This window comes from Caulobacter sp. HJHS_5 (assembly GCF_056683955.1).
On record NZ_JBWZNC010000004.1, the window covers coordinates 396,506 to 417,483 of the forward strand.

General features: G+C 68.9%; 22 protein-coding genes and 1 pseudogene. 15 read left to right on the plus strand and 8 right to left on the minus strand.

What is annotated here, in order from left to right; all coding sequences use genetic code 11:
• Positions 1-85 precede the first annotated feature (85 nt).
• The 3 genes from ACFLIT_RS10260 to ACFLIT_RS10270 form a co-directional block, all read right to left on the minus strand.
• A complete protein-coding gene (locus ACFLIT_RS10260; protein ID WP_479911122.1) occupies positions 86-2,458 on the minus strand; it encodes a putative bifunctional diguanylate cyclase/phosphodiesterase in 2,373 nt (790 codons plus the stop codon).
• Between the two features lie 120 nt (positions 2,459-2,578).
• On the minus strand, positions 2,579-3,289 hold the full coding sequence (locus tag ACFLIT_RS10265) for an anti-sigma factor (RefSeq protein ID WP_479911123.1): 711 nt from the start codon (positions 3,287-3,289) through the stop codon (positions 2,579-2,581).
• Positions 3,282-3,845 carry a sigma-70 family RNA polymerase sigma factor gene (locus ACFLIT_RS10270; RefSeq protein ID WP_479911124.1) on the minus strand — a complete coding sequence of 188 codons (564 nt, stop codon included), beginning with the start codon at positions 3,843-3,845 and terminating at the stop codon, positions 3,282-3,284. The genes ACFLIT_RS10265 and ACFLIT_RS10270 overlap by 8 nt, the downstream gene beginning before the upstream one ends.
• Positions 3,846-3,917: 72 nt before the next feature.
• On the opposite strand from ACFLIT_RS10270, the gene ACFLIT_RS10275 reads away from it, so the two are divergent.
• From ACFLIT_RS10275 to ACFLIT_RS10290, 4 genes are all read left to right on the plus strand, one after another.
• Positions 3,918-4,916 (plus strand): FUSC family protein, encoded by a 999-nt coding sequence (locus ACFLIT_RS10275; protein WP_479911125.1) that lies wholly within the window; start codon positions 3,918-3,920, stop codon positions 4,914-4,916.
• Between the two features lie 63 nt (positions 4,917-4,979).
• On the plus strand, positions 4,980-6,263 hold the full coding sequence (locus tag ACFLIT_RS10280) for a glucuronyl esterase domain-containing protein (RefSeq protein WP_479911126.1): 1,284 nt from the start codon (positions 4,980-4,982) through the stop codon (positions 6,261-6,263).
• 27 nt (positions 6,264-6,290) lie between these two features.
• Positions 6,291-6,671 carry an SMU1112c/YaeR family gloxylase I-like metalloprotein gene (gene gloA2, locus ACFLIT_RS10285; RefSeq protein ID WP_479911127.1) on the plus strand — a complete coding sequence of 127 codons (381 nt, stop codon included), beginning with the start codon at positions 6,291-6,293 and terminating at the stop codon, positions 6,669-6,671.
• The gene (locus ACFLIT_RS10290) at positions 6,668-7,012 is read left to right on the plus strand and encodes a hypothetical protein (RefSeq protein WP_479911128.1); all 345 of its coding nucleotides are present in this window, start codon (positions 6,668-6,670) and stop codon (positions 7,010-7,012) included. The genes gloA2 and ACFLIT_RS10290 overlap by 4 nt, the downstream gene beginning before the upstream one ends.
• A gap of 10 nt (positions 7,013-7,022) precedes the next feature.
• Here ACFLIT_RS10290 and ACFLIT_RS10295 read toward each other — a convergent pair whose 3' ends face one another.
• Positions 7,023-7,349, minus strand: a complete 327-nt coding sequence (locus ACFLIT_RS10295; RefSeq protein WP_479911129.1) for a TfoX/Sxy family protein — start codon at positions 7,347-7,349, stop codon at positions 7,023-7,025.
• Between the two features lie 67 nt (positions 7,350-7,416).
• Positions 7,417-8,211 carry an alpha/beta hydrolase gene (locus tag ACFLIT_RS10300; protein WP_479911130.1) on the minus strand — a complete coding sequence of 265 codons (795 nt, stop codon included), beginning with the start codon at positions 8,209-8,211 and terminating at the stop codon, positions 7,417-7,419.
• A 273-nt stretch (positions 8,212-8,484) separates the two neighbouring features.
• Between ACFLIT_RS10300 and ACFLIT_RS10305 the strand changes: the two genes are divergently transcribed.
• Both ACFLIT_RS10305 and ACFLIT_RS10310 read left to right on the plus strand, forming a co-directional pair.
• A complete protein-coding gene (locus ACFLIT_RS10305) occupies positions 8,485-11,010 on the plus strand; it encodes a TonB-dependent receptor (protein WP_479911131.1) in 2,526 nt (841 codons plus the stop codon).
• 4 nt (positions 11,011-11,014) lie between these two features.
• Complete coding sequence (locus ACFLIT_RS10310) at positions 11,015-12,691, plus strand: alkaline phosphatase D family protein (RefSeq protein ID WP_479911132.1); 1,677 nt, start codon at positions 11,015-11,017, stop codon at positions 12,689-12,691.
• On the opposite strand, the gene ACFLIT_RS10315 is transcribed toward ACFLIT_RS10310, so the two are convergent.
• The 3 genes from ACFLIT_RS10315 to gmd form a co-directional block, all read right to left on the minus strand.
• Positions 12,688-13,002, minus strand: coding sequence for a hypothetical protein (locus ACFLIT_RS10315; RefSeq protein WP_479911133.1), 315 nt, complete (start codon positions 13,000-13,002; stop codon positions 12,688-12,690). The two genes, ACFLIT_RS10310 and ACFLIT_RS10315, sit on opposite strands and share 4 nt — an antisense overlap.
• Before the next feature lie 100 nt (positions 13,003-13,102).
• A complete protein-coding gene (locus ACFLIT_RS10320; RefSeq protein WP_479911167.1) occupies positions 13,103-14,038 on the minus strand; it encodes a GDP-L-fucose synthase family protein in 936 nt (311 codons plus the stop codon).
• 22 nt (positions 14,039-14,060) lie between these two features.
• Positions 14,061-15,128 (minus strand): GDP-mannose 4,6-dehydratase, encoded by a 1,068-nt coding sequence (gene gmd, locus ACFLIT_RS10325; protein ID WP_479911134.1) that lies wholly within the window; start codon positions 15,126-15,128, stop codon positions 14,061-14,063.
• Positions 15,129-15,368: 240 nt separating this feature from the next.
• Between gmd and ACFLIT_RS10330 the strand changes: the two are divergent.
• The 9 genes and pseudogenes from ACFLIT_RS10330 to ACFLIT_RS10370 form a co-directional block, all read left to right on the plus strand.
• Positions 15,369-15,551, plus strand: a pseudogene (locus ACFLIT_RS10330) (response regulator transcription factor); the annotation flags it as partial.
• Between the two features lie 112 nt (positions 15,552-15,663).
• Positions 15,664-16,002 carry a hypothetical protein gene (locus ACFLIT_RS10335; RefSeq protein ID WP_479911168.1) on the plus strand — a complete coding sequence of 113 codons (339 nt, stop codon included), beginning with the start codon at positions 15,664-15,666 and terminating at the stop codon, positions 16,000-16,002.
• Between the two features lie 153 nt (positions 16,003-16,155).
• Complete coding sequence (locus tag ACFLIT_RS10340; RefSeq protein WP_479911135.1) at positions 16,156-16,497, plus strand: hypothetical protein; 342 nt, start codon at positions 16,156-16,158, stop codon at positions 16,495-16,497.
• Positions 16,498-16,554: 57 nt separating this feature from the next.
• Complete coding sequence (locus ACFLIT_RS10345; protein WP_479911136.1) at positions 16,555-17,151, plus strand: hypothetical protein; 597 nt, start codon at positions 16,555-16,557, stop codon at positions 17,149-17,151.
• A 28-nt stretch (positions 17,152-17,179) separates the two neighbouring features.
• Positions 17,180-17,572 carry a helix-turn-helix domain-containing protein gene (locus tag ACFLIT_RS10350; protein WP_479911137.1) on the plus strand — a complete coding sequence of 131 codons (393 nt, stop codon included), beginning with the start codon at positions 17,180-17,182 and terminating at the stop codon, positions 17,570-17,572.
• A 5-nt stretch (positions 17,573-17,577) separates the two neighbouring features.
• The gene (locus ACFLIT_RS10355; RefSeq protein WP_479911138.1) at positions 17,578-18,741 is read left to right on the plus strand and encodes an aminotransferase; all 1,164 of its coding nucleotides are present in this window, start codon (positions 17,578-17,580) and stop codon (positions 18,739-18,741) included.
• Between the two features lie 89 nt (positions 18,742-18,830).
• The gene (locus ACFLIT_RS10360) at positions 18,831-19,475 is read left to right on the plus strand and encodes a DUF47 domain-containing protein (RefSeq protein WP_479911139.1); all 645 of its coding nucleotides are present in this window, start codon (positions 18,831-18,833) and stop codon (positions 19,473-19,475) included.
• Between the two features lie 2 nt (positions 19,476-19,477).
• A complete protein-coding gene (locus ACFLIT_RS10365; protein ID WP_479911140.1) occupies positions 19,478-20,479 on the plus strand; it encodes an inorganic phosphate transporter in 1,002 nt (333 codons plus the stop codon).
• Entirely contained in the window at positions 20,479-20,973 is a 495-nt protein-coding gene (locus tag ACFLIT_RS10370) for an NUDIX hydrolase (protein ID WP_479911141.1), read from the plus strand. Before ACFLIT_RS10365 ends, ACFLIT_RS10370 begins: the two co-directional genes overlap by 1 nt.
• Positions 20,974-20,978 lie beyond the last annotated feature (5 nt).

Consider the following 20,978-nt stretch of genomic DNA (forward strand, 5'->3'; position numbering starts at 1 on the left):
CGTTTCAACGCGAGGCGGCCGAAAAGGATTCACCCCGTGATCTTGAGCAGGGTGACCAGAGTGAACATCCCGGTCGCCTGGCGGATCAGGCGGCCCTGGGGCGCTTCGGCCGCCTGCGCCCCACCTCGACATCGAAGTTCGAAATCGCGCCCGGCTTTCCGAACAGATAGCCTTGAGCCTCGGCGCACAGCTCCTGATCGAGGAAGGCGAGCTCCTCCGGCGACTCCACGCCCTCGGCGAGAACGGTGAGGTTCAGGCCGCGGCCAAGGCCGACGATGGCGCGCACGATGGTCGCCGCCTCGTGGTTGGTCTGGACGTTGCGCACGAAGGTCTGGTCGATCTTGATCTTGTCGAACGGAAACGACCGCAGGTTCGACAGCGACGAATAGCCGGTGCCGAAATCGTCCATCGCCACCTTCACGCCCAACGCCTTGAGCGCGGTCAGCGTCTGCAGAGCCTTGGCGAAATCCTCGACCATGGCGGTCTCGGTGATCTCCAGCTCCAGACGAGCGGGATCGAGGCCGGTCTCGGCGAGGATGCCGGCGACGCTGACGGCCAAGGCGGGCGAGCGCAGCTGCACGCCCGAGAGATTGACGGCGATCTGCAGCGGCTCGGGCCAGGAAGCGGCCTCGGCGCAGGCTTGGCGCAGCACCCACTCGCCAATCGGCAGGATGAGCCCCGACTCTTCGGCCAGGGGGATGAACAGGGTGGGCGGGACCTCGCCGCGTGTCGGGCTGTTCCAGCGCAGCAGGGCCTCGAAGCCAAAGGTGCGCTGGGTCCGGATGCTGGTCTGCGGCTGGTAGACGACATGCAGTTCGTCGTTGCCGATGGCGCGGCGCAGGTCGAACTCGATGGCCTGGCGTTCGCGCAGCTCGGCGCCGAGCTCGGCTTCGAAGAAGCGATAGACGTTCCGGCCGTCGGCCTTGGCCTTGTAGAGGGCGGCGTCGGCGCAGCTCAGCAGGGTGTCCGGGGTCGCCCCGTCGTCGGGGAACACGGCGATGCCGACGCTGACGCCGACCGCCGCGCTGCGGCCGCCGAAGTCGACTTCGGCCTGCATGGCCAGGATGATGTCGCGGCCCAGGCGGGCCAGGGTTTCGACCTTGGCGTCGCCGGTGTGGATGATGGCGAACTCGTCGCCGCCCAGACGGGCGAGGACGTCATGCGGACCGAGCACGGCGGTGATCCGCCCGCCGGCCGCCTGCAGCACGGCGTCGCCGGCGGCGTGACCGAACACGTCGTTGACCTGCTTGAAGCGGTCGAGATCGAGGCACAGCACGGCGAAGCGGTCGCCCTTGCGGCGGTGACGCTGGAATTCGTGCTCCAAACGTTCGTTGAAGCTGGCGCGGTTGGCCAGGCGGGTGAGGGAATCGTTGTGGGCCAGGAAGCGAATGCGCGACTCCGCCGCGATGCGGTCGCGCAGGTCGCGCACGGCGACGCCCGTGCGGCGTCCTCCGCCGAGGCGCATGGCCCGGCCGACCAGTTCCACGGGAATGCGCTCGCCGACGGCCGAGACGATCTCGGCCTCCAGGTGGCCGCCGTCTTCCAGGTCGTCCGTACGGAAGTCTGGCTTGTCGAATATCAGGCCGCCGAATTCCCGGCCCACCAGTTCGGCGGCCGTCGCCTCGAGCATACGCTCCAGGCTGGCGTTGACCGTGACGATGCGGCCGTCCTCGCAGACGGCAAGGCCTTCGACGGCCGCGTTGGCCAGTTCGAGCAGGCGACGCTCGCCGGCCGCCTTCTGCCGGCGCTCGACGGTGACGGCGACCACGGCCAGAAACAGGATCACCCCGGCCGAGCCGGCCACGGCGACCGCCAGCACGTGGCCGGAGACCACGCCGCCCGGCACGCCGACACTAGCGTCGGGCAGAATGGTCACCGCGCCCATGCCCATGAAGTGCATCCCGCAGATGCCCAGGGTCATCAGCGCGACGGCCTGAAGCGAATTCATCCGGCTGGTGTTGCGGGAGAGGCGGCTCAGCGCGGCGGCGGCGAAGGCCATGCCGATGGCGATGGAGATCACGACCATGGCCGGCGACCAGATGAAGTGGCCCTGCAGGCGCACGGCCGCCATGCCGGAATAGTGCATCACGCTGACGCCGAGACCGACAATCAGACCGCCGAAGATGGGTGATTTGGACGCGCGGTCCGAGGCGACCCACAGACCCGCGCCGATGAGGACAACAGCCGCCAGCAGCGAGAGCGCGGTGATCACCGGCGCATAGGCGATCGGCATTCCGGGATCGAACGCCAGCATGGCCACGAAATGGGTCGCCCACACGCCGATGCCGGTGACCGCGGCGGTGACGCCCAGCCAGATCACGCGGGAGGGGCCGTTGCGCGTCGCGATCATGCGCAACAGCTTCACCTGGGTGCCGGCCGCCAGAACGCACACCAGCGCGGCCAGGGCCACGAGTCGGAAGTCGTGTTGGGTTGTGAGGCAGAGGTACAGCTGACGCATTCGATCTCACCACAATGGGAAGCCGAACCTGCGCGCGCGGGTCAGTGAGGAGCGTAAAGCAACATGCTTAACGGCTGCGGCATGTTGTCTATTTTCCATTGCAACTCCAGTGAGTTGCAATCAGGAGGCGAGTCTGCCCCGCGCCACCACCGGACCGGTCGGCAGGCCGGTGGACGAGCCGCCCAGCGGTTCGGCCGACACCGCCAGGATCGCGTCGGAGGGCATGTCGGCCGGAGCGCTCAGCATCATCGAGCGATCGGCGGAGACGACGCCCAGCGAGCGCGGCGGCCCGGAGGCGGGCATCAGCCACAGCTCATGAGAGTGCTCGGGCGCGGCGCTGACCACGGCCGGCGTCACCATCAGGCGATGATGCTCCATGTCGAGCGTGGCGATGAACATCGGCGGTCCGTCCTCGCCGGCGAGGCGTGCGACCATCATCGGTCGCGGCGCCATGGCGGGCGGCGGCGCGACCGGCGTCGGCGCGGGACGAGGAACGACGAACAGCACGGCGAGGCAAGCCGCCGCGGCCGCGGCGCTGAAGCCGGCGACGCCGCGCCAGAAGGCGACGCTCTCGGTCATGCGGGGACGGCGGGCGGCCGGTTCGGGCCCCAGCGCCATGGCGATCCGCCGCCAGACCGCCGGGGGCGGACGCACCCCGGGCACGCGCTCGATCAGGGGAACGAGCCGCAGCTCCCAGGCGGCGACCTCGGCCGCGAACGCCGGGTCGGTCTCGATGCGAGTCTGGGCGGCGGCGCGCGCGGACGCGTCGAGCACGCCGAGCACCAGCTCGGCCGCGGTGGGATCGAAGCCCTCGAGGTCGTCCTCAGCCATGGGCGTCGCCCAGGCAGAGGCGCAGCTTCATCAGCGAACGACGGATCCAACCCTTCAGGGTGCCGAGCGGCAGGCCGAGCCGTTCGGCCAGAACCTCGTAGGTGACGCCGCCGAAGAAGGCGGTGCGAACAGCGGCGGCGTGCTCGCCGGGCAACTGGTCGAGGCAGGTCTCCAGCCGCCGCGCCTGCTGCGAGACCACCAGCCGCGCATCGGCGGGCGGGGCGTCGTCGGCGACCGCGGCGGCGGCCTCTTCCGGCACGGTAGGCCGCAGGCCCCGGCTGCGCGCGCGATCTATGGCGCGGTTGCGCGCCAGGGTCGCCAGCCAGGTGATCGGGCTGGCGCGCGTCGCGTCGAAGCCGCCCGCCTTGCGCCAGATGGTCAGGTAGACTTCCTGCAGCACGTCCTCGGCCTCGGCGTGGTCGTGCAAGATACGGAGGATCACGCCGAATAGTTTGGGCGAGGTCAGCCGGTAGACCTCCTCCAGGGCGTTCCGGTCGCCCCCCGCCACCAGGGCGAGGGCGGCCGAAAGATGAGCGCGGGAAGTCTCGGCGTCCATGCGCGCTCCAGCGGCGGTTCGCGTGAGCGTGGCATATCGCAATTCTCCACGCCACTCCTGTAGGGTGTCGCCATGGCGTCCCTTAGCGATCATGTGCGGAACGCCCTCGCGCCGTTCCGGTGGCGCGAGGCGCTGAACTGCGCGCCGGCCATCGCCCTGCTGCTGGTCGGCGGCTTCGTGATCGGCAAGCCGCTGGAAGGCGCCATCGCCGCCGGCGCGGCCTTCTCGGTAGGGTTCGGCGCCTATCGCCGCATCCGTTCGCGGCCGTGGCTGGCCATGTCGCTGACCGCCGCGGCCATGACGGCCGCCGCCTTCTTCGGCTCGACCGTCGGCCAGTTTCCCGTGGCCTTCACCCTCTGCTCGGCGGGCCTCGCCGCCCTGGTCGCGTGGTTCGCCCTCTACGAGGAGAACATCTGGTGGATCGCGCTGGAGACGGCGATCGCCTTTTTCGTCGCGGGTTACTTCGCGGGCCCATTTGAGGTCGCCCTCGATCGCGCCCTGGCCGTGGCGGTCGGCGGCGGGGTGCAGATCCTGCTCGTCGGGTTCCTGCGCGAGCGGGAGGGACCGATTCCCGCGCAAGCCCCAGTGCGGCCAGCCCTGTTCCAGGCCCATGCCTTTCGGGCGGCGGCAAGCGTCGGCATCGCCACCTGGCTGGCGCTGAGCTTCAAGCTCGGCAACGGCTACTGGGCGCCGATGACCGCCCTCATCGTGCTGAAACCCGGCCTCAGGGACACCCAGGTGCGCGGCCTGTTCCGCCTCGCCGGCACCGTGGGCGGCTGCGCGGCCGCCAGCCTGTTCGCCCTCGCCTTCCCCGCGACGCCGGCCGTGCTGGTGACCGCCATCCTGGTCTGCGCCTGGCTGGCCTATGCCCTGCAGCGCGCCAACTATGCCGTGTTCTCCGCCGCCGTCACCGCCACGGTGGTCTTCCTGCTGGCCCTGCATGAGCCCGAGGCCGTCGGCGCCGTGCGGCGGGTCATCGCCACCCTCGCCGGCGGCGGCGTGGCCCTGGCCGTCGCCTACCTGGGCCGCCGCCCGCCGATGCTGCGCCCGACGCCGCGCGGCGCCGGCTGACGATTGACCGGCCCGGCCCGGCGTGCGCTCCTCCGGGTCAATCCTCGCCAGAAGGAACGGAATATGGGGCGTATCGCATCGTCGGCCTGGCTGGGCCTGATCTTCGCCGCCGGGCTGTCGCTGGGCGGCCTGAACGTCCAGGCTCAGGTTCCCGATCCCCTGGTGTTCGCCAACGGCGCGGCGGTGCGCGGCAAGGCCGATTTCGAACGGCGTCGGCGGCCGGAAATCCTCAATCTCTTCGCGGAGAACGTCTACGGGCGGACGCCGACGGGCCGGATGCCGGTGAAGGTGATGGAGGTCCGGCAGGAACTCGCCCTCAACGGCCTGGCCTTCCGCAAGCAGATCACCCTGGCCGTGGGCCCCAAGGGCGAGCGGACCTGGCGGCTGCTGCTTTATATTCCCGCCCAGGCCAAGGGGCCGGTCCCAACCATCATCGGTCTCAACTTCGCCGGCAATCACACCGTCGACGCCGACCCTGGGATCGACCTCAACCCTGTCTGGGCGCGCGACCCGGCGGCGCCGAACCCCATGCCGGCGGGGCGAACGGCCCGACAGGTGCTACAGCCGGCGACTGCGGCGACGCGTGGACGCGCCGCGGCCAACTGGCAAGTCCCCATGCTGATGAAGCGTGGCTACGGCTTCGCGACGATCTACGCCGGGGATATCGAGCCCGACTTCGACGGCGGCGTGGCCCATGGCGTCCGCCCCCTGTTCCAGCCCACCGCCCAGACCTTGGACGCGCCGGACGCCTGGGGAGCCATGGGCGCCTGGGCCTGGGGCATGAGTCGCGTCGCCGACGTGGTGTCGGCCGACCGGGCGGTGGATTCCCGGCGCCTGATCGCCTTTGGATTCTCACGGTTCGGCAAGGCGGCCCTGTGGGCGGCCGCGCAGGACCGGCGGTTCGCCCTGGTGCTGGCCAACGAGACCGGCAAGGGCGGCGCCTCGCTGGTGAAACACCCGGGCGGCGAGACCCTCGACCATGTCATCGAGGCGTTTCCTTATTGGAACTCGATCAACCTCAAGCGCTACCACGGCCGGGCGAACGACCTGCCGGTGGACGGCCATCTGCTGCTGACGCTGATCGCGCCGCGCCCGCTCTATGTCGGCAGCGCCGACAAGGACCCCTACTCCGACCCCGAAGGCGAGTATCTGGCGACCAAGGCGGTGACGCCCCTCTACGCCCTCTATGGCGAACCGGGCTTGCCCGACGGGCCGATGCCGGCCCTCGATCATCCGATCGGCAGCGGCGCGGTGGCCTATCATGTCCGCACCGGCGGCCACAACGTAACCGCCTACGACTGGACGCAGTACCTCGACTTCGCGGACCGCGAGTTGAAGGCCCGTTAGACCGGCGCCGCCTAAGGAACGATCTGCATGCGCCGCATCCACCACATCGCGATCATCGCCTCGGACTACGACCGCTCGCGGCGGTTCTATGTCGAGACGCTCGGCCTGCCGGTCATCCGCGAGGTCTATCGGGAAGAGCGCAACTCGTGGAAATGCGACCTCGACGCGGGCAACGCCCAGATCGAATTGTTCTCCTTCCCCGATCCGCCGCCACGCCCGACCCGCCCCGAGGCCTGCGGTCTGCGCCACCTCGCCTTCGAGGTGGACGACATCGAGGCGGAGATCGCCCGGCTGGAGCAGCACGGCGTCACGACCGAACCGATCCGCGTCGATCCCTACACCGACCGCCGCTTCACCTTCTTCGCCGACCCCGATGGTCTGCCGCTGGAGCTCTACGAAAGCGAATGACCGCCTCTGACCGCCCCTTGACGGACTGGCGACGTATCTTCGCTCTGGCGGCCGGGGTCGTCGCCATCGTGCATGGCGGCTTCACGGTGTTCGATGAGCAGCACAACGGCGGCGCCGGGACCTCGATCGTCCTAGCCATGGTGCAGATCGCCGCCCTCTTGATGCGACGAGCGGAGGCGCGGCTGCTGACCTTCCTGCTCGGCCTCGCCGTCGCCGGACGCGCCGTGGTCCGTTACGCCCTCGGCGCCAGCTTCGACTGGACGGGAATAGCCGTGGCCCTGGTGGTGATCGCGGCGGGGGTGATCCTGCGTGGCAAGCCGGACGCGGCGACGCCCTCCTAGGTGCGACCGGTCACTTCGGCGGCAGCCCGCCGACGAAGTCCGACGCCCGCTCGATCCAGGCGTCGAGGCCCTCGTCGATGGCCGCATCGGCCTCGACGAAGACGAAGCCGCCCATGCGGCGACCGGCATGCACCATCGGCTCGACGCCGGGCAGTTCGAGGAGGCCGGGCTCCGCGTCCTTGCCGACGCGGAACATGAACCGCTCCTCCTGGGCGAAGCAGAGCATGTTGCCGTTCAGCAGCCAGCAGCGGCCGCCGAACATCCGCTTGAAGCTGATGCCCTGGCGGCGCGCGAGCGTGTCGGCGAGCAGTTCGTCGAGATGGTTATCCCTGGGCATGGCGCGAGCCTCGCCGCAGAGCGCCAGGCGATCAAGCCTTCAGCGCCGGCGCCGGCCCGGAGAGCGATCATCCGGCCAGCCCGGTTTGTCTGTCGATGAAGGCCGCGCTGTCCTTCAACACCGGGGCCAGCCAGCGTAGCGGGGCGGCCAGGGCGCCGACCGTGAGCGCGTGGTTGATGCGGGCATAGCGCCTGGTCTCGACCCGACCGCCCGTCTCGCGGATGCGGGCGGCGAGGCGGGTGACGTTCTCGGGATCGACCACCGTGTCCTTCTCCGGCGCGATCAGCAGCATCGGCGGGGCGGCGGCGGTGACGTACTGGATCGGCTGGGTGGCCGGGCGGGTCTCCTCCGGCCCGAAGATGGTCTTCAGCACATCGGATCGCAGGGGCAGGAAGTCGTAGGGACCGGCAAGGCCGACGACGGCCTTGATGTCGTTGTCCGGGTTCAGACCGACTTCGCCGAGCCAGCGGCGATCGAGGCTCAGCATGGCCGAATTGTAGGCGCCGGCCGAGTGGCCCATCAGCACCAGGCGGGTGGGATCGCCGCCATGGTCGGCCGCGTGATCGCGCGCCCAGCGCACGGCCCGCGCGCAATCCTCCAGGAACGACGGCCAGCGCACCTGGGGATAGATGCGATAGTCGGGGACCATGACGACATAGCCCTGACGCGCCAGAGCGGCGCCGGCCCAGCCGTACAAGCCCCTGGCGCCCGCCTCCCAGCCGCCGCCGTAGAAGAAGACCACGACCGGCCGCCCAGGCCTTCGTTCCCGGGGCGCGTAGACATCGAGTTTGCCGCGGGGGCCCGGAGCGTAGGCGATGTTGCGGGCGATCCGCAGCCCGCCTTTCGGTTCGATGGCGTTCAAGGTGTCGACCGTTGAGCAGCCGCCGAAGGCGGCGATAGCGAAGAGGGGCGCGAAGCATCCGGCCCGGAGGCCGCTGGATCGCCGATATGCTCCTCACGTCTACCATCGCGCGCGCCCCTTCGCCGCAGCGCATTGGCTGCAGCTACGGCCAAACCGGGCAAGAGATCACGGTCGGCGTTCCGACATGGCGGGATCCGAGACAGAACTGTCGTAATAGCGTCGCCGATCCTGCACGCGTCGGAGCTATCGCCGCTCAGGTTTCGAGGGGCGACCATGCAACACAAGACCCAACTGCTTTCCGCCGCGGCCCTGGCCGCCCTGGTCTTCGCCGGCCCCGCCCTGGCGCAGGAAGCCTCAAGCGTGGAGGAGGTGGTGGTCACGGCCCAGCTGCGCGAGCAGAAGGCGGTCGACGTTCCCTTCGCCCTGACGGCTTACAACGGCGATTTCCTGCAATCGATCGGCGTGCAGGAGTTCGACGCCCTCTCGACCTTCGTGCCGGGCTTCGAGGTGCAGAACCAGTCGCCCAACAACCCGGGCTTCGTGATGCGCGGCATCACCTCGGACAGCGGCGACGCCACGCAGGAGCCCCGCGTCTCGGTCTACCAGGACGGCGTCTCGATCTCGAAGTCGCGCGGCTCCTATGTCGAACTGCTGGACCTCGAGCGCGTCGAAATCGCCAAGGGCCCGCAGTCGACCCTGTACGGGCGCGGCGCCCTGATCGGGGCGGTGAACCTGGTGCAGAACAAGGCCGACCCGGGCGGCTTCTCCGCCTCCAGCCAGGCGTCGTTCGGCAACTTCGGCAGCAGCCTGTTCGAAGGCGTGTTCAACGCCCCCGTCGGACCGGCCGCGGCGGTGCGCTTCGCCGCCCGCGTGAAGCATCGCGACGGCTATGTCGACAACGCCATCGGCGGCGGCGACTTCAACTCGGTGGACACCCAGGCCTATCGGGCGGCCCTGCGGTTCGAGCCCGGCCCGGTGACCATCGACCTGATCGCCAACTACCAGCATGACGAGCCGAACGGCACGGCCTTCAAATCCATCGCCTACAACCCGACCGACCCGACCACCGGCGCCGTGCTGGGCGGCCGCAAGCCGCAGGAGCCGGCGGCGCTGATCGCCGGCGACGGCTTCGAAGGCGGCAAGGGCCTCGGCCTGAACCGCGACGTGTGGGGCGTGACCGGCCTCGCCTCGTGGAAGCTGAACGAGGCCTTCACCCTGACCTCGACCAGCGCCTATCGCGAGTTCGACTCGCTGGAGATCTTCGACGCCGACGGCATCGGCCTGCCGGCCCTCACCGCCGCCGAAGGAGCCGAGGGCAAGCAGGCGAGCCAGGACTTCCGGCTGAACTACGACAATGGCGGCCGCGCCCGCTGGTTCGCCGGCCTGTCGGTCTTCCACGAGGAAGGCAGCCAGCGCGTGCCGACCCAGTTCGACGAGCGCGTCCTGCTCGCTCGCCTGACCAACACCCTGAACGGCGGCGGCGCCATTCCCGGCCGCCCCGCGACCGATCCGGCCCCGCTGGCCCTGTTCGGCAATCCCGCCTTCACCGGCCAACTGCTGCAGGGCGTGGCCGGCGCCAGCGGCGTGCTGCTGCCGACGGCCCAGGCCCAGGCCATCGCCGCCAACCTGAAGTCCGCCCACCGCGAGACCTCGACCAACACCTCCGACACCGACTCGGTCGACGTCTTCGTCGATGCGAGCTTCGACCTGACAGACCGCCTCGAGGTCGGCGGCGGCCTGCGCTACACGCGCGATGAGAAGACCTCGGGCTTCACCTCGGCGGTGCAGAACGGGCGCTCGATCCTCGGCGGCTTCATCGGCGCCCTGGCCCAGCCGGCCCCCGTTCGCGACGCCCTGCTGCTGGCCCTTGCAGCTCCCGGCGCGGCCAACATCCCGACCTCGGCCCAGTATCCGGTGCCGATGTTCGGCCTCGGCGCCCAGCCGACCGCCAACAACGGCGACAAGGCCACGGCCGACCTCGACAACAGCGGCATGACCTGGCGCCTGACCGCGCGCTACGCCCTCGGCGACGACGCCAACCTCTACGCCAACTACGCCCGCGGCCGCCGCCCGAAGGTGCTGGCCGCCAGCGCGCCTTCGGCGCCGTTCGGGCCGGTGCGTTTCAACACCGTCGACGCCGAGACGGTCGACAGCTTCGAGCTGGGCTACAAGGGCGTGCTGCTGGACGGACGGCTGCAGCTCGACGCGGCCGTCTTCCACTACGACTACAAGAACTTCCAGACCACCGAGCAGCAGGGCACCCTGTTCGTGGTGACCAACGCCGGCGAGGCCAAGGCCAACGGCTTGGAACTGCAGGGCCGCCTGCAGGCCAACGCGCATTTCGACCTGTTCGCCACCTACGCCTACAACCACGCCCGCTTCGAGACCGGCATCCGCGAGGGCAATCGCTTCCGCCTGTCGCCGGACAACTCCGCCTCGATCGGGGCCGACATCCATCTGCCGGCCGCGGGCGGCCAGGCCTATTTCCGCCCGACCTACACCTGGCAGTCGGAGGTGTTCTTCGACGACGACAACGACAAGCCCTCGTTGCAGCAGCCGCCCCGGGCCCTGGTCGCCGACAACCTCCAGGACGAGCGGCAGAAGGCCTACGGCCTGCTGAACCTGCGCCTCGGCTGGCGCGCCGCCGACGCCGCCTGGGGGGTCGAGCTGTTCGCCGACAACGTGCTCGACGAGGCTTACATCCGGGATGCGGGCAACACCGGCGACAGCCTGGGGATGCCCACCTTCATCGCCGGTCCGCCGCGCTTCGTCGGCGTCAACCTGACTTTCCGACGCTAGCCCCGTGGCCCTGACCTTCAACCGCCGCCGGGCGCTGACCTTCGGCCTGGTGGCCGCCGCGCCCGCCGTTCACGCCCAGACGCCGGCCGCCGTCGCCTTCAAGCACGGCGTCGCCGCCGGCGATCCCCTGGCCGACCGTCTGATCCTGTGGACCCGCGTCACCACCGAGCCGGCGGCGACGCCCGCCGTGACCTGGCAGGTCGCCGAGGACCCGGGCTTCACGCGCGTCGTCGCCAAGGGCACGGCGATCGCGCAGGCCGCCTCCGACCACACGGTGAAGGTCGATGTCGGCGGGCTGAAGTCGGGCCGCGAGTACTGGTATCGGTTCAGCGCCCAGGGCGTGACCTCGCCGGTCGGCCGAGCCCGCACCCTGCCAGTCGGGGCGACCCCCGACGTGGTTCTGGCGGTGGTCTCCTGCTCGCTCTATCCGGGCGGTCTGTTCAACGCCTACGAGGCCCTGGCCCGGCAGCCGCGCATCGACGCGGTGCTGCACCTCGGCGACTACATCTATGAGTACGGCGCGGAGCCAGGCCAGTACGGCATGGAGATCGGCTCGAAGATCGGCCGCGTGCCCGATCCGCCGCACGAGATCGTCACCCTTTCCGACTATCGCCGCCGCCACGCCCTCTACAAGGCCGACGCCGACCTGCAGGCGGCCCATGCCCGCGCGGCCTGGATCTGCGTGTGGGACGACCACGAGACGGCCAACGACAGCTGGCTCGGCGGCGCCGAGAACCATCAGCCTGAGAAGGAAGGCGCCTGGGCGACGCGCAAGGCCGCCGCCCTGAAGGCCTACTTCGAATGGATGCCGATCCGCGAGCCTAAAGGTCGCATGGCCGAGGCCATCCAGCGCAGCTTCGACTTTGGCGACCTCGCCACCCTGATCATGGTCGAGACCCGCCTGCAGGCGCGCAGCGAACAGCTGACCTTCGCCAAGGACCTGCCGATCACCGCCGGCCCGGACGGCCAGCCCAACGTCGATGTAAGGGGCTTCATGGCCCGGCTGAACGCCCCCGAACGCGCGCTGCTGGGCCGCGAGCAGGAGGCCTGGATCGGCGACGAACTGAAGCGGTCGCGCCAGTCGGGCCGCCAGTGGCAGGTGATCGGCAACCAGGTGGTGATGGGCCGGGTGTTCGGCCCGGACCTCGAAAAGATGGCTGGCGCGGCCTGGCCGCAGATCCTGGCCGGCCTCGACGAAGACACCCGCAGGCAGGTCGCCCAGGCGGCCCAGTTGTTCAAGCTCGGCCTTCCGATGAACCTCGACAGCTGGGACGGCTATCCGGCGGCGCGCGAGCGGCTCTACGACCTGTTCAGGGCGGCCGACGCCAATCCCATCGTCCTGGCCGGCGACAGCCACGCCTTCTGGATCAACGACCTGATGGACGCCTCTGGCCGCCGCGTGGCTTGGGAGTTGGGCACGACGGGAATCACCAGCCCGTCGTGGGGCGACAGCGCGCCGAAGCTGCCCCTTGGCCTGGCGGTGGCCGCCCGCAACGACGAGGTGATTTTCAACGATCAGCTCAGCAAGGGCTTCGCCCTGCTGACCCTGACCCCGGAAGGCGCCAAGGCCGAGCTGTTCGCCGTCTCGACCATTCTGGCCAAGCCCTATGAGACGCGAATAGTCACCACGGCCCGCTCCACCAGCCGTCCCGGCGCCCTGGCGGCCCCGACGATCGGCTAGGCCCTGGCTCGTGGCTCGAGCCGCCCTGGCCAGGCCTTGGGTTCCGACCGGTCGGCGGGCGTCAGCATCACCACGGCCGCCGGTTCGCCGGCAGGCTGAGCGAGTCTCGGCAGGCGCAGGCTGTGCAGTTCGCCCCCCTGGTCGGTGTAGAGAATTTCGGCCCTGTGCCCGGAACGTGAAGCCTCCCGCGCGATGCGCAGCGCCGTCTCGAAGGCCCGTGCGCGTGAGGCGAAGTGTCCAATGTGATGCCGATCGGTGACGATGCGCCACTCGTGGCCGATGGCGAGCACGGCATAGCGGATGGTTTTCAAAGCACCCTCCCCCGGCGATCAGGACCGCCACGCGCGCCATGACTGCGCGCTCAGGTAGAGGATCGGTGGAGGGAAATTAAGGAATCGCCAAGCCCGCGATTCAGGGCCGCATGAAGGGCGAGGCCTCGTAGGCCGCGCGTACGCCCTCGGCCAGCGGAATGCGCGCGGACCAGCCGAGCGACCTCAGCCTGCCGCCATCCATGAGTTTGCGCGGCGCCCCGTCCGGCTTGCTCGGATCGGTGCGCACATCGCCCTCGAAACCGACGGCCCGACAGACCAGGTTCGCCAGATCGAGGATCGAGATTTCCTCCTGCGAGCCGACATTGACGTGCTCGGGCGCGGAATAACGCTGCATCAGGAAGACGCAGGCGTCGGCGCAATCGTCGGCATGCATGAACTCGCGCAGCGGCGCGCCCGTCCCCCAGATGGTGATGTGGTCGGCGCCGGCCATCTTGGCTTCGTGGGCCTTGCGGATCAGCGCCGGCAGCACATGGCTCAGCCGCGGATCGTAGTTGTCGCCCGGGCCGTAAAGGTTGGTCGGCATGGCGCTGATGAAGTCGCAGCCGTGCTGGCGGCGGTAAGCCTCGGCCAGCTTCAGTCCGGCGATCTTGGCCACCGCGTACCACTGATTGGTCGGCTCGAGCGGTCCGGTCAGCAGAGCGTCCTCAGGGATCGGCTGCGGCGCGAGGCGCGGATAGATGCAGCTGGAGCCGAGAAACAGCATCTTGCCCACGCCGCCGCGGAAGGCCGCCTCGGTGACGTTCGAGGCGATCATCAGGTTGTCGTAGAGGAAATCGGCCGGATAGCTGTCGTTGGCGAGGATGCCGCCGACGCGGGCCGCCGCCATGAAGATGGCGTCCGGGCGCTCGCGGTCGACAAAGCCGCGCACGGCGACGGGATCGCGCAGATCGACCGTCGCACGATCGACCGTAAGGATTTCGCACGCTTCCGAAGCCAACCTTCGGACGATGGCCGAGCCGACCATGCCCCGATGGCCGGCGACCCACACCCGCTTGCCCGCGAGATCGAACACCATGGGCGCCGGCGCGGTCACGGGATCAGGACTTGGTCTGGTCGGCCATGACGGCGAGATCGGCCGCCACCATCTCGGCGCAGAGGTCGCGCCAACTGGTCTCATGAACCCAGCCGAGCTTCTCGCGAGCCTTGCTGGGGTCACCGATCAGCACGTCGACCTCGGCCGGTCGGAAATAGCGTGGATCGACCTTGACGAGGGTCCGCCCGGTCGCGGCGCAGACGCCCTCCTCATCGACGCCCCGACCGCGCCATTCAAGGGTGACGCCCAACTCGGCGAACGCAGCCTCGACGAACTGGCGAATCGAGGTGGTCTGCCCGGTGGCCAACACATAATCGTCCGGCGCGTCCTGCTGCAGCATCAGCCACATGCCGCGCACATATTCCGCCGCGTGACCCCAATCGCGCTTGGCGTCAAGGTTACCGAGCCACAGCCGGTCCTGCCGGCCCAGATGAATCGCGGCGACCGCGCGGGTGATCTTGCGGGTGACGAAGGTCTCCCCGCGCATCGGGCTTTCATGGTTGAACAGGATGCCGTTCGAGGCATGCATCCCATAGGCCTCGCGGTAGTTCACCGTGATCCAGTAAGCGTAGAGCTTGGCCACCGCGTAGGGGCTGCGGGGATAGAAGGGCGTCAGTTCAGTCTGCGGCGTCTCGCGCACCTTGCCGTAAAGCTCCGAGGTCGAAGCCTGGTAGAAGCGGGTCTTATCCTTCAGGCCCAGGAGGCGGATCGCCTCCAGCAGGCGCAGCGCGCCGCCGCCGTCGACATCGCTGGTGTAGTCGGGCGTCTCGAAGCTCACCTGCACGTGGCTCTGGGCGGCCAGGTTGTAGATTTCGTCCGGCTGCACCTCGGCGACCAGACGCGTCAGGTTCAGCGCGTCGGTCATGTCGGCGTAGTGCATGAAGAAGCGCGGGTTCGGCTCATGCGGATCCTGATAGATGCCGTCGACCCGCTGCGTGTTGAAGGACGACGCCCGGCGTTTGGAGCCGTGCACCGTATAGCCCTTCGAGAGCAGAAACCGCGCGAGGTAGGCGCCGTCCTGGCCGGTGACGCCGGTGATCAGGGCCGTCTTGCCGTTCGCGCTCACACTCATTGGCCTCGCCTGTCGCTGGCGCCGCGCTCGACGCTGAGCGGTTACTAGCGCGTCTGCCCGGCCCGGCGCCAGCAGACGCGCCAACGACGCCTTTCCACGGCGGCTTCCCCCAAACGGGGGTCGCACCCTTTCCACGCGTGCGGCATCAAGACAACTCGCCTGAAGGATGAATAAGAGCGTTAAAGGATTCGAGTTAGCCAAGCTTGGCTTGTTAGCCATTCCAGCGGAGAAAGGAGAGGGATGCAGACGCGTGAACGTTCGCCGCTGACTCTTCTGACGCCGAGGGAGCTTGATTGCCTGCGGCTGGTCGCCCTGCACCTCACCTCCAAGGCTATCGCCAAGCAGTTGGGCATCTCGCCTTACACGGTCGATAAGCACCTGCGTGAAGCGCTGCAGAAGCTGGAAGTGGCCACCCGCCGCGAGGCGGCCATCGTGCTCAGACGCTTCGAGGCCCCCCCTAACTTCGAGGGGGGTGATTTTGCAGCAATTGCGACGGCCGCCCCGGATGCGTCTGCTGCCTCCACGGAGGTAGTCGATGAATTTTCCCCTCGGCCAGGCGGCAGCCCAAGCCCAGTTCCTGAAACGCGAACGCGAGAGCTTCGTGATACAGTTTCCGCCGGCGAAATCGCCCGGCGGGACCTTCCCAACCTTCACCTGGAAGCAGCTGGAACGCCAGTTGGTCGACTTGGCGTCGGAACGAGCCCTGGCGAACTTCGCCCAAACCTTGGTGAACCTCCGGGCTTCGAACCCCGAGGGTATGCCGACGGAATTACTCCTGCGGGAGATCCTGGTGCTCGCCGCCATAGTGCAGGAGGAGCGGCCGCCGATCTCGACGGAGATTTCGAGCCTGGAGGAGGATTCCTCCATGCCCTAGCGCCCGCTCAGACCTTAGCGTTGGTCGCCGGCATTGGTTTCGGCGCGGCGCTGTTGATCACCGGCGCGCTTTTCGCGGCGCGCATGACCCTCGAGGCGATCGCCCGGCTGATGAGCTGAGGCCCCGCGCCTCACCTCTACGGAGCCGATCCTCATGAAGAAACTCGCCGCCGCCGCCAGCGCCAAGCGCGCCGTCCGTGAAGCCGAAATCGCTCTCGACGACGCCCTGACCCGCGCCAGCCAAATGATGGCCCGCCTGCCCGAACTGCGCCGCCAAGCCGGTCTCTCGGCCACCGTCGGCCAAGTTGTGCTGCGCCACACCGGCGACGCCATCGCCGCGCTGGTGACCGCCCAGGGCAGCATGACGCTGGCCCACAATGCGCTCGAGGCGGTCCGCCTCGACCACCACATCCCGATCACTGCCGGCGGCCCGGACGAGACCAAGCCGCCCCCCGGGGTGAGCCAGGAACTCGCGCAAGTCGCCAACGCGGCCTAGAGTCGATCTGGCGCGACGGTGATCGCCGTCGCGCCAGAGCTTATCAGAATACACGCGATGGACCTCGATACCGCCCGACTGATCGGCCGCATGCTATATTATGGCATCTGCGTGATTGCGGTTTTACGCGGGGACCGGCCGCTTCGATATGCGGGCGCGGCCATCGTGGCGAACGCCCTGATCAGCCCGCTTCTTGAACCTCACGACCCCAGCGCGGCGCGGTATGGCGTAATGATCGCCGATATCGCCTTGCTCGTTTTGTTGTCGCTCACCCTGCTGCGGAACCGTCGTTGGTGGCTCGTGGTGGCTACGGCGCTTTGGTTGATGAGCACGCTTACCCACGTCGCCGGCCTGATCGGGGCGCCGATCGACGCGAGGGTCATTTTCTATGGCCGCCTGTTCTGGGCCTACGGCATGGTCGCCATCGTGGCCTACGGCCTGATTGAACGCGAACTGTACCGGCGTAACCCGCGAAGGCAGGCCGAAGCGATGGTTCGCGCGCTCGTCGCCGAGCATGGCGAGGCTCGCACGCGGGCCGAATTGGATCGCCGCTATCTGGTCGCGACAAATCCGACGGACAAGGCTCGGGCGGCTGAACTGTCGGAGGCTCTGCGTCAGTTGACTTTGACCCGGGAGCGGGATGGCGCCATTTAGGCGGACAGGTTTCACAGCACATCCCAGAATGGCTGACGCACCCCATCCCGTAGACGTCCATGTCGGTCGCCAGATTCGTCTTCGACGCAAGGCCGTAGGACTTACCCAGCACGCCATCGCCGAGCAGTTGGGCCTCACCTTTCAACAGGTGCAGAAGTACGAGCGCGGCCACAACCGGGTCAGCGCCTCGAAACTCTTCGAGATCGCCAACGCCCTGCAGACCGACGTGGGCTACTTCTTCCACGGCATGTCGAGCCACCAGGGCGCCCCGCCCAGCCATGAGGACCGCGCCATCGCCGACTTCGCCTCCAGCGATTTCGGACGCGAGCTGATCCTGGCCCTGAACGGCGTGCCGGCCAAGAATGTGCGACGCGGCATGCTGGCCCTCGCCAAGGCCCTGGCCGAACCCTCCGACCTCTAGGGCTTATGCGGCTCAATCCGCTGTTCGCCAGCATGGGCGCGACCATCTTCGAGGAGATGTCGGCCCTCGCGCGCGAGACGGGGGCGATCAATCTCGGCCAGGGCTTTCCGGAATCGCAGGGCCCGCTGGCGATGCGGCAGGCGGCCGGTCGTTGGCTGATCGAAGGCGACAACCAATATCCGCCGATGCGCGGCGTTCCGCAGTTGCGCGCCGCCGTGGCCGAACACTACGCCCGCCGCCAAGGCCTCTCCGTCGGCCCCGAGAACGTTGTCGTCACCTCCGGCGCGACGGAAGCCCTCGCCGCCGCCCTGGTTTCGGTGGTGCGGCCCGGCGACGAGGTGATCATCTTCGAGCCGGCCTATGACGCCTATCGGCCGCTGATCGAGATGGCCGGCGGAACGCCGCGCGCCGTGCGGCTGGAGCCTTCGCGCTGGGCGATCGACGAGGCCGCCGTCGAGGCGCTGGTTACGCCCCGCACCCGCGCCGTGCTGTTCAACAACCCGCTCAATCCCGCCGCCCGGGCCTATAGCGCCGAAGAGCTGGCCGCCCTGGCCCGGGTCTGCGTGCGACACGACCTGATCGCGATCAGCGACGAGGTGTGGGAACATCTGGTCTTCGACGGCCGCCGCCATCGGCCGCTCGCCGCGGAGGCGGGCATGGCCGAACGCACGATCAAGATCGGCTCGGCGGGAAAGATCTTTTCGATGACCGGCTGGAAAGTCGGCTTCATGGTCGCCCACGGCCCGCTGATCGAAACCGTGGCCCGCGCCCACCAGTTTCTCACCTTCACCACTCCGCCCAACCTGCAGCTGGCGGTGGCGGAGGGCCTCGCCTGGCCGGAGGCTTGGTTCGACGACATGCGCGCCGGCTACGCCGCCTCCCGCGACCGCCTGGCCGCGCGGCTGACGGCGGAGGGTTTCGAGGTGGCGCCGAGCGAGGCGACCTATTTCTTGTGCGTCGATCTGGCCGCCTCGGGCGTCAACCTCGACGGCGCGACCTTCTCCCGGCGCTCGACGCGTGAGTTCGGCGTCGCCGCCATCCCGCTGTCCAGCTTCTTCGGCGACGGGTCGGCGGGGGGCTTCATCCGCCTCTGCTTCGCCAAGTCCGACGCCACGCTCGATCTCGGCGCCGAGCGCCTGGCCCGGGCTCGCGACGCTTTCCGCGCCTGAGGCGTAATACTTGGCATTGTGACGAATTCTCGACACTGGCATGACAGCCGGCGTGCGCCCGCGGGGAACGGCGCGGATTCGGGGATGTCATGCTCAGCTGGTTCCAGGCCTTGCTGCCCAAGGAAGATCAGTTCTTCCGCCTGTTCGCCGACCATGCGGCCACCCTGCCACGGGGCGCCCAGGCCTTGCGGGCGATGCTCGATGGCGGACCCGATACGGCCCATTGGTGCGCCAAGGTGGTCGAGTACGAAAACGAAGCGGACGCCGTGGCCCGCGAGGTGCTGCTGGCGGTCCGCCGGAGCTTCATCACCCCCTTCGACCGTTCGGACATCCGCGAGCTGACCAACGCGCTCGATGACGCCATCGACCAGATGCAGAAGACCAGCAAGGTCGTCATCCTCTACGACCTGCAGGCCTTCGCGCCGCACATGCAGCAGTTGGGCGACATCGCGGTCGCCTGCGCCGACCTGGCCGTCGAGGCCATCGCCCTGCTGCCCCAGATCCGCCGCAACCAGGGCCGCCTGAACGAGCTCACCGAACAGATGGTGCGACTCGAGACCGAAAGCGACGCCCTCTACGACGCCGGCATGCGGGCCCTGTTCGAGGCGCATCGCAACGGCGACGCCATGGCTTTCCTGATCGGGGCGGAACTCTATGATCACCTCGAGAAGGTGGTGGACCGCTTCGAGGACGTGGCCAACACGATCAGCGGCATCCTGGTAGAGCACCTCTGACCATGGACCCCGCCCTGATGGTGCTGGTCTTCCTGATCGGCGTCGCCCTGCTCTTCGACTTCCTGAACGGGCTGCATGACGCCGCCAATTCGATCGCCACCATCGTGGCGACCCGCGTGCTGCCGCCGGCGCTGGCGGTGGGGTGGGCCGCCTTCTTCAACTTCATCGCCTTTCTGGTCTTCGGCCTGCACGTGGCCAACACCATCGGCAAGGGCATCATCTCGCCCGAGATCATCACCGACCAGGTGATCTTCGGGGCGCTGTCCGGCGCGATCATCTGGAACGTGGTCACCTGGATCGCCGGCATTCCGTCGTCGAGCTCGCACGCGCTGGTGGGCGGCCTGCTGGGCGCGGGAATCTGCAAGGGCGGCCTGGGGGCGGTGGTCGTCTCCGGGGTGTCGAAGACGGTGATGGCGATCTTCCTGTCGCCCGCCGTCGGCTTCGCCCTGGCGCTGCTGCTGGTGCTGATCGTCTCCTGGCTGTTCGTGCGGGCGAACCCGCTGTTCGCCGACCGGGTGTTTCGCCGGCTGCAGTTTCTCTCGGCCAGCGCCTATTCGCTCGGCCACGGCGGCAATGACGCGCAGAAGACCATGGGCATCATCGCCGTGCTGCTCTACTCGCGCGCGCCGCCGGGCTCGGAGTTCCACGTGCCGTTCTGGGTGGTGATCACCTGCCAGGCCGCCATCGCGCTCGGCACGCTTTTTGGCGGCTGGCGCATTGTCCATACCATGGGCTCGAAGATCACCCGCCTGACCCCGCAGCAGGGTTTCTGCGCCGAGACCGGCGGAGCCATCACCTTGTTCCTCGCCACGAGCCTGGGGGTGCCTGTGTCCACCACCCACACCATCACCGGCGCCATCGTCGGCGTCGGGGCCGCCCGGCGGGTTTCGGCCGTGCGCTGGAGCGTGGCCCGCAGGATCGTCACCGCCTGGTTCCTGACGATGCCCGCCGCCGCCGCCGTGGCGGCGCTGTTCTACTGGCTGGGAGGCTTTGTCTTCTCCTGATGCCGCGTTCGCCCACACCCGCGCCTCGCGGCGTTCAACTCGGCGCCCTGCCCTGGCGGGAGGGCCCCGCCGGGCGCGAGGTGCTGCTGATCACCACACGCGGGGGCCGGCAATGGCTGGTGCCCAAGGGTAAGCCGATGCGCGGCCTCACGCCGGCGCAGGCCGCCGCTGAGGAAGCCTGGGAAGAGGCGGGTGTGCGCGGCGAGATCGCCGCCGAGCCGATCGGCGCCTTCGGGCATCGCAAGGGCTCCGTGTTCGCCGGCCGCCGGCTGCAGGTCGATCTCTATCCGCTGAAGGTCGAGATGGAAGCCGAGGATTTTCCCGAAGCGCACGAGCGTCAACGCCGCTGGGTCAGCATTCCCGTCGCCCTGCGACTGGTGCGCTCGCCGGGACTTTGCGCCCTGATCGCGCTATTCGGAGATCAACCGCTGTCGCGCCGCGCTCAATTGCTCGTCGCGCTGCGCCGCTTCGCGCCGCGTCGCCTGCGACGCTGAACGAG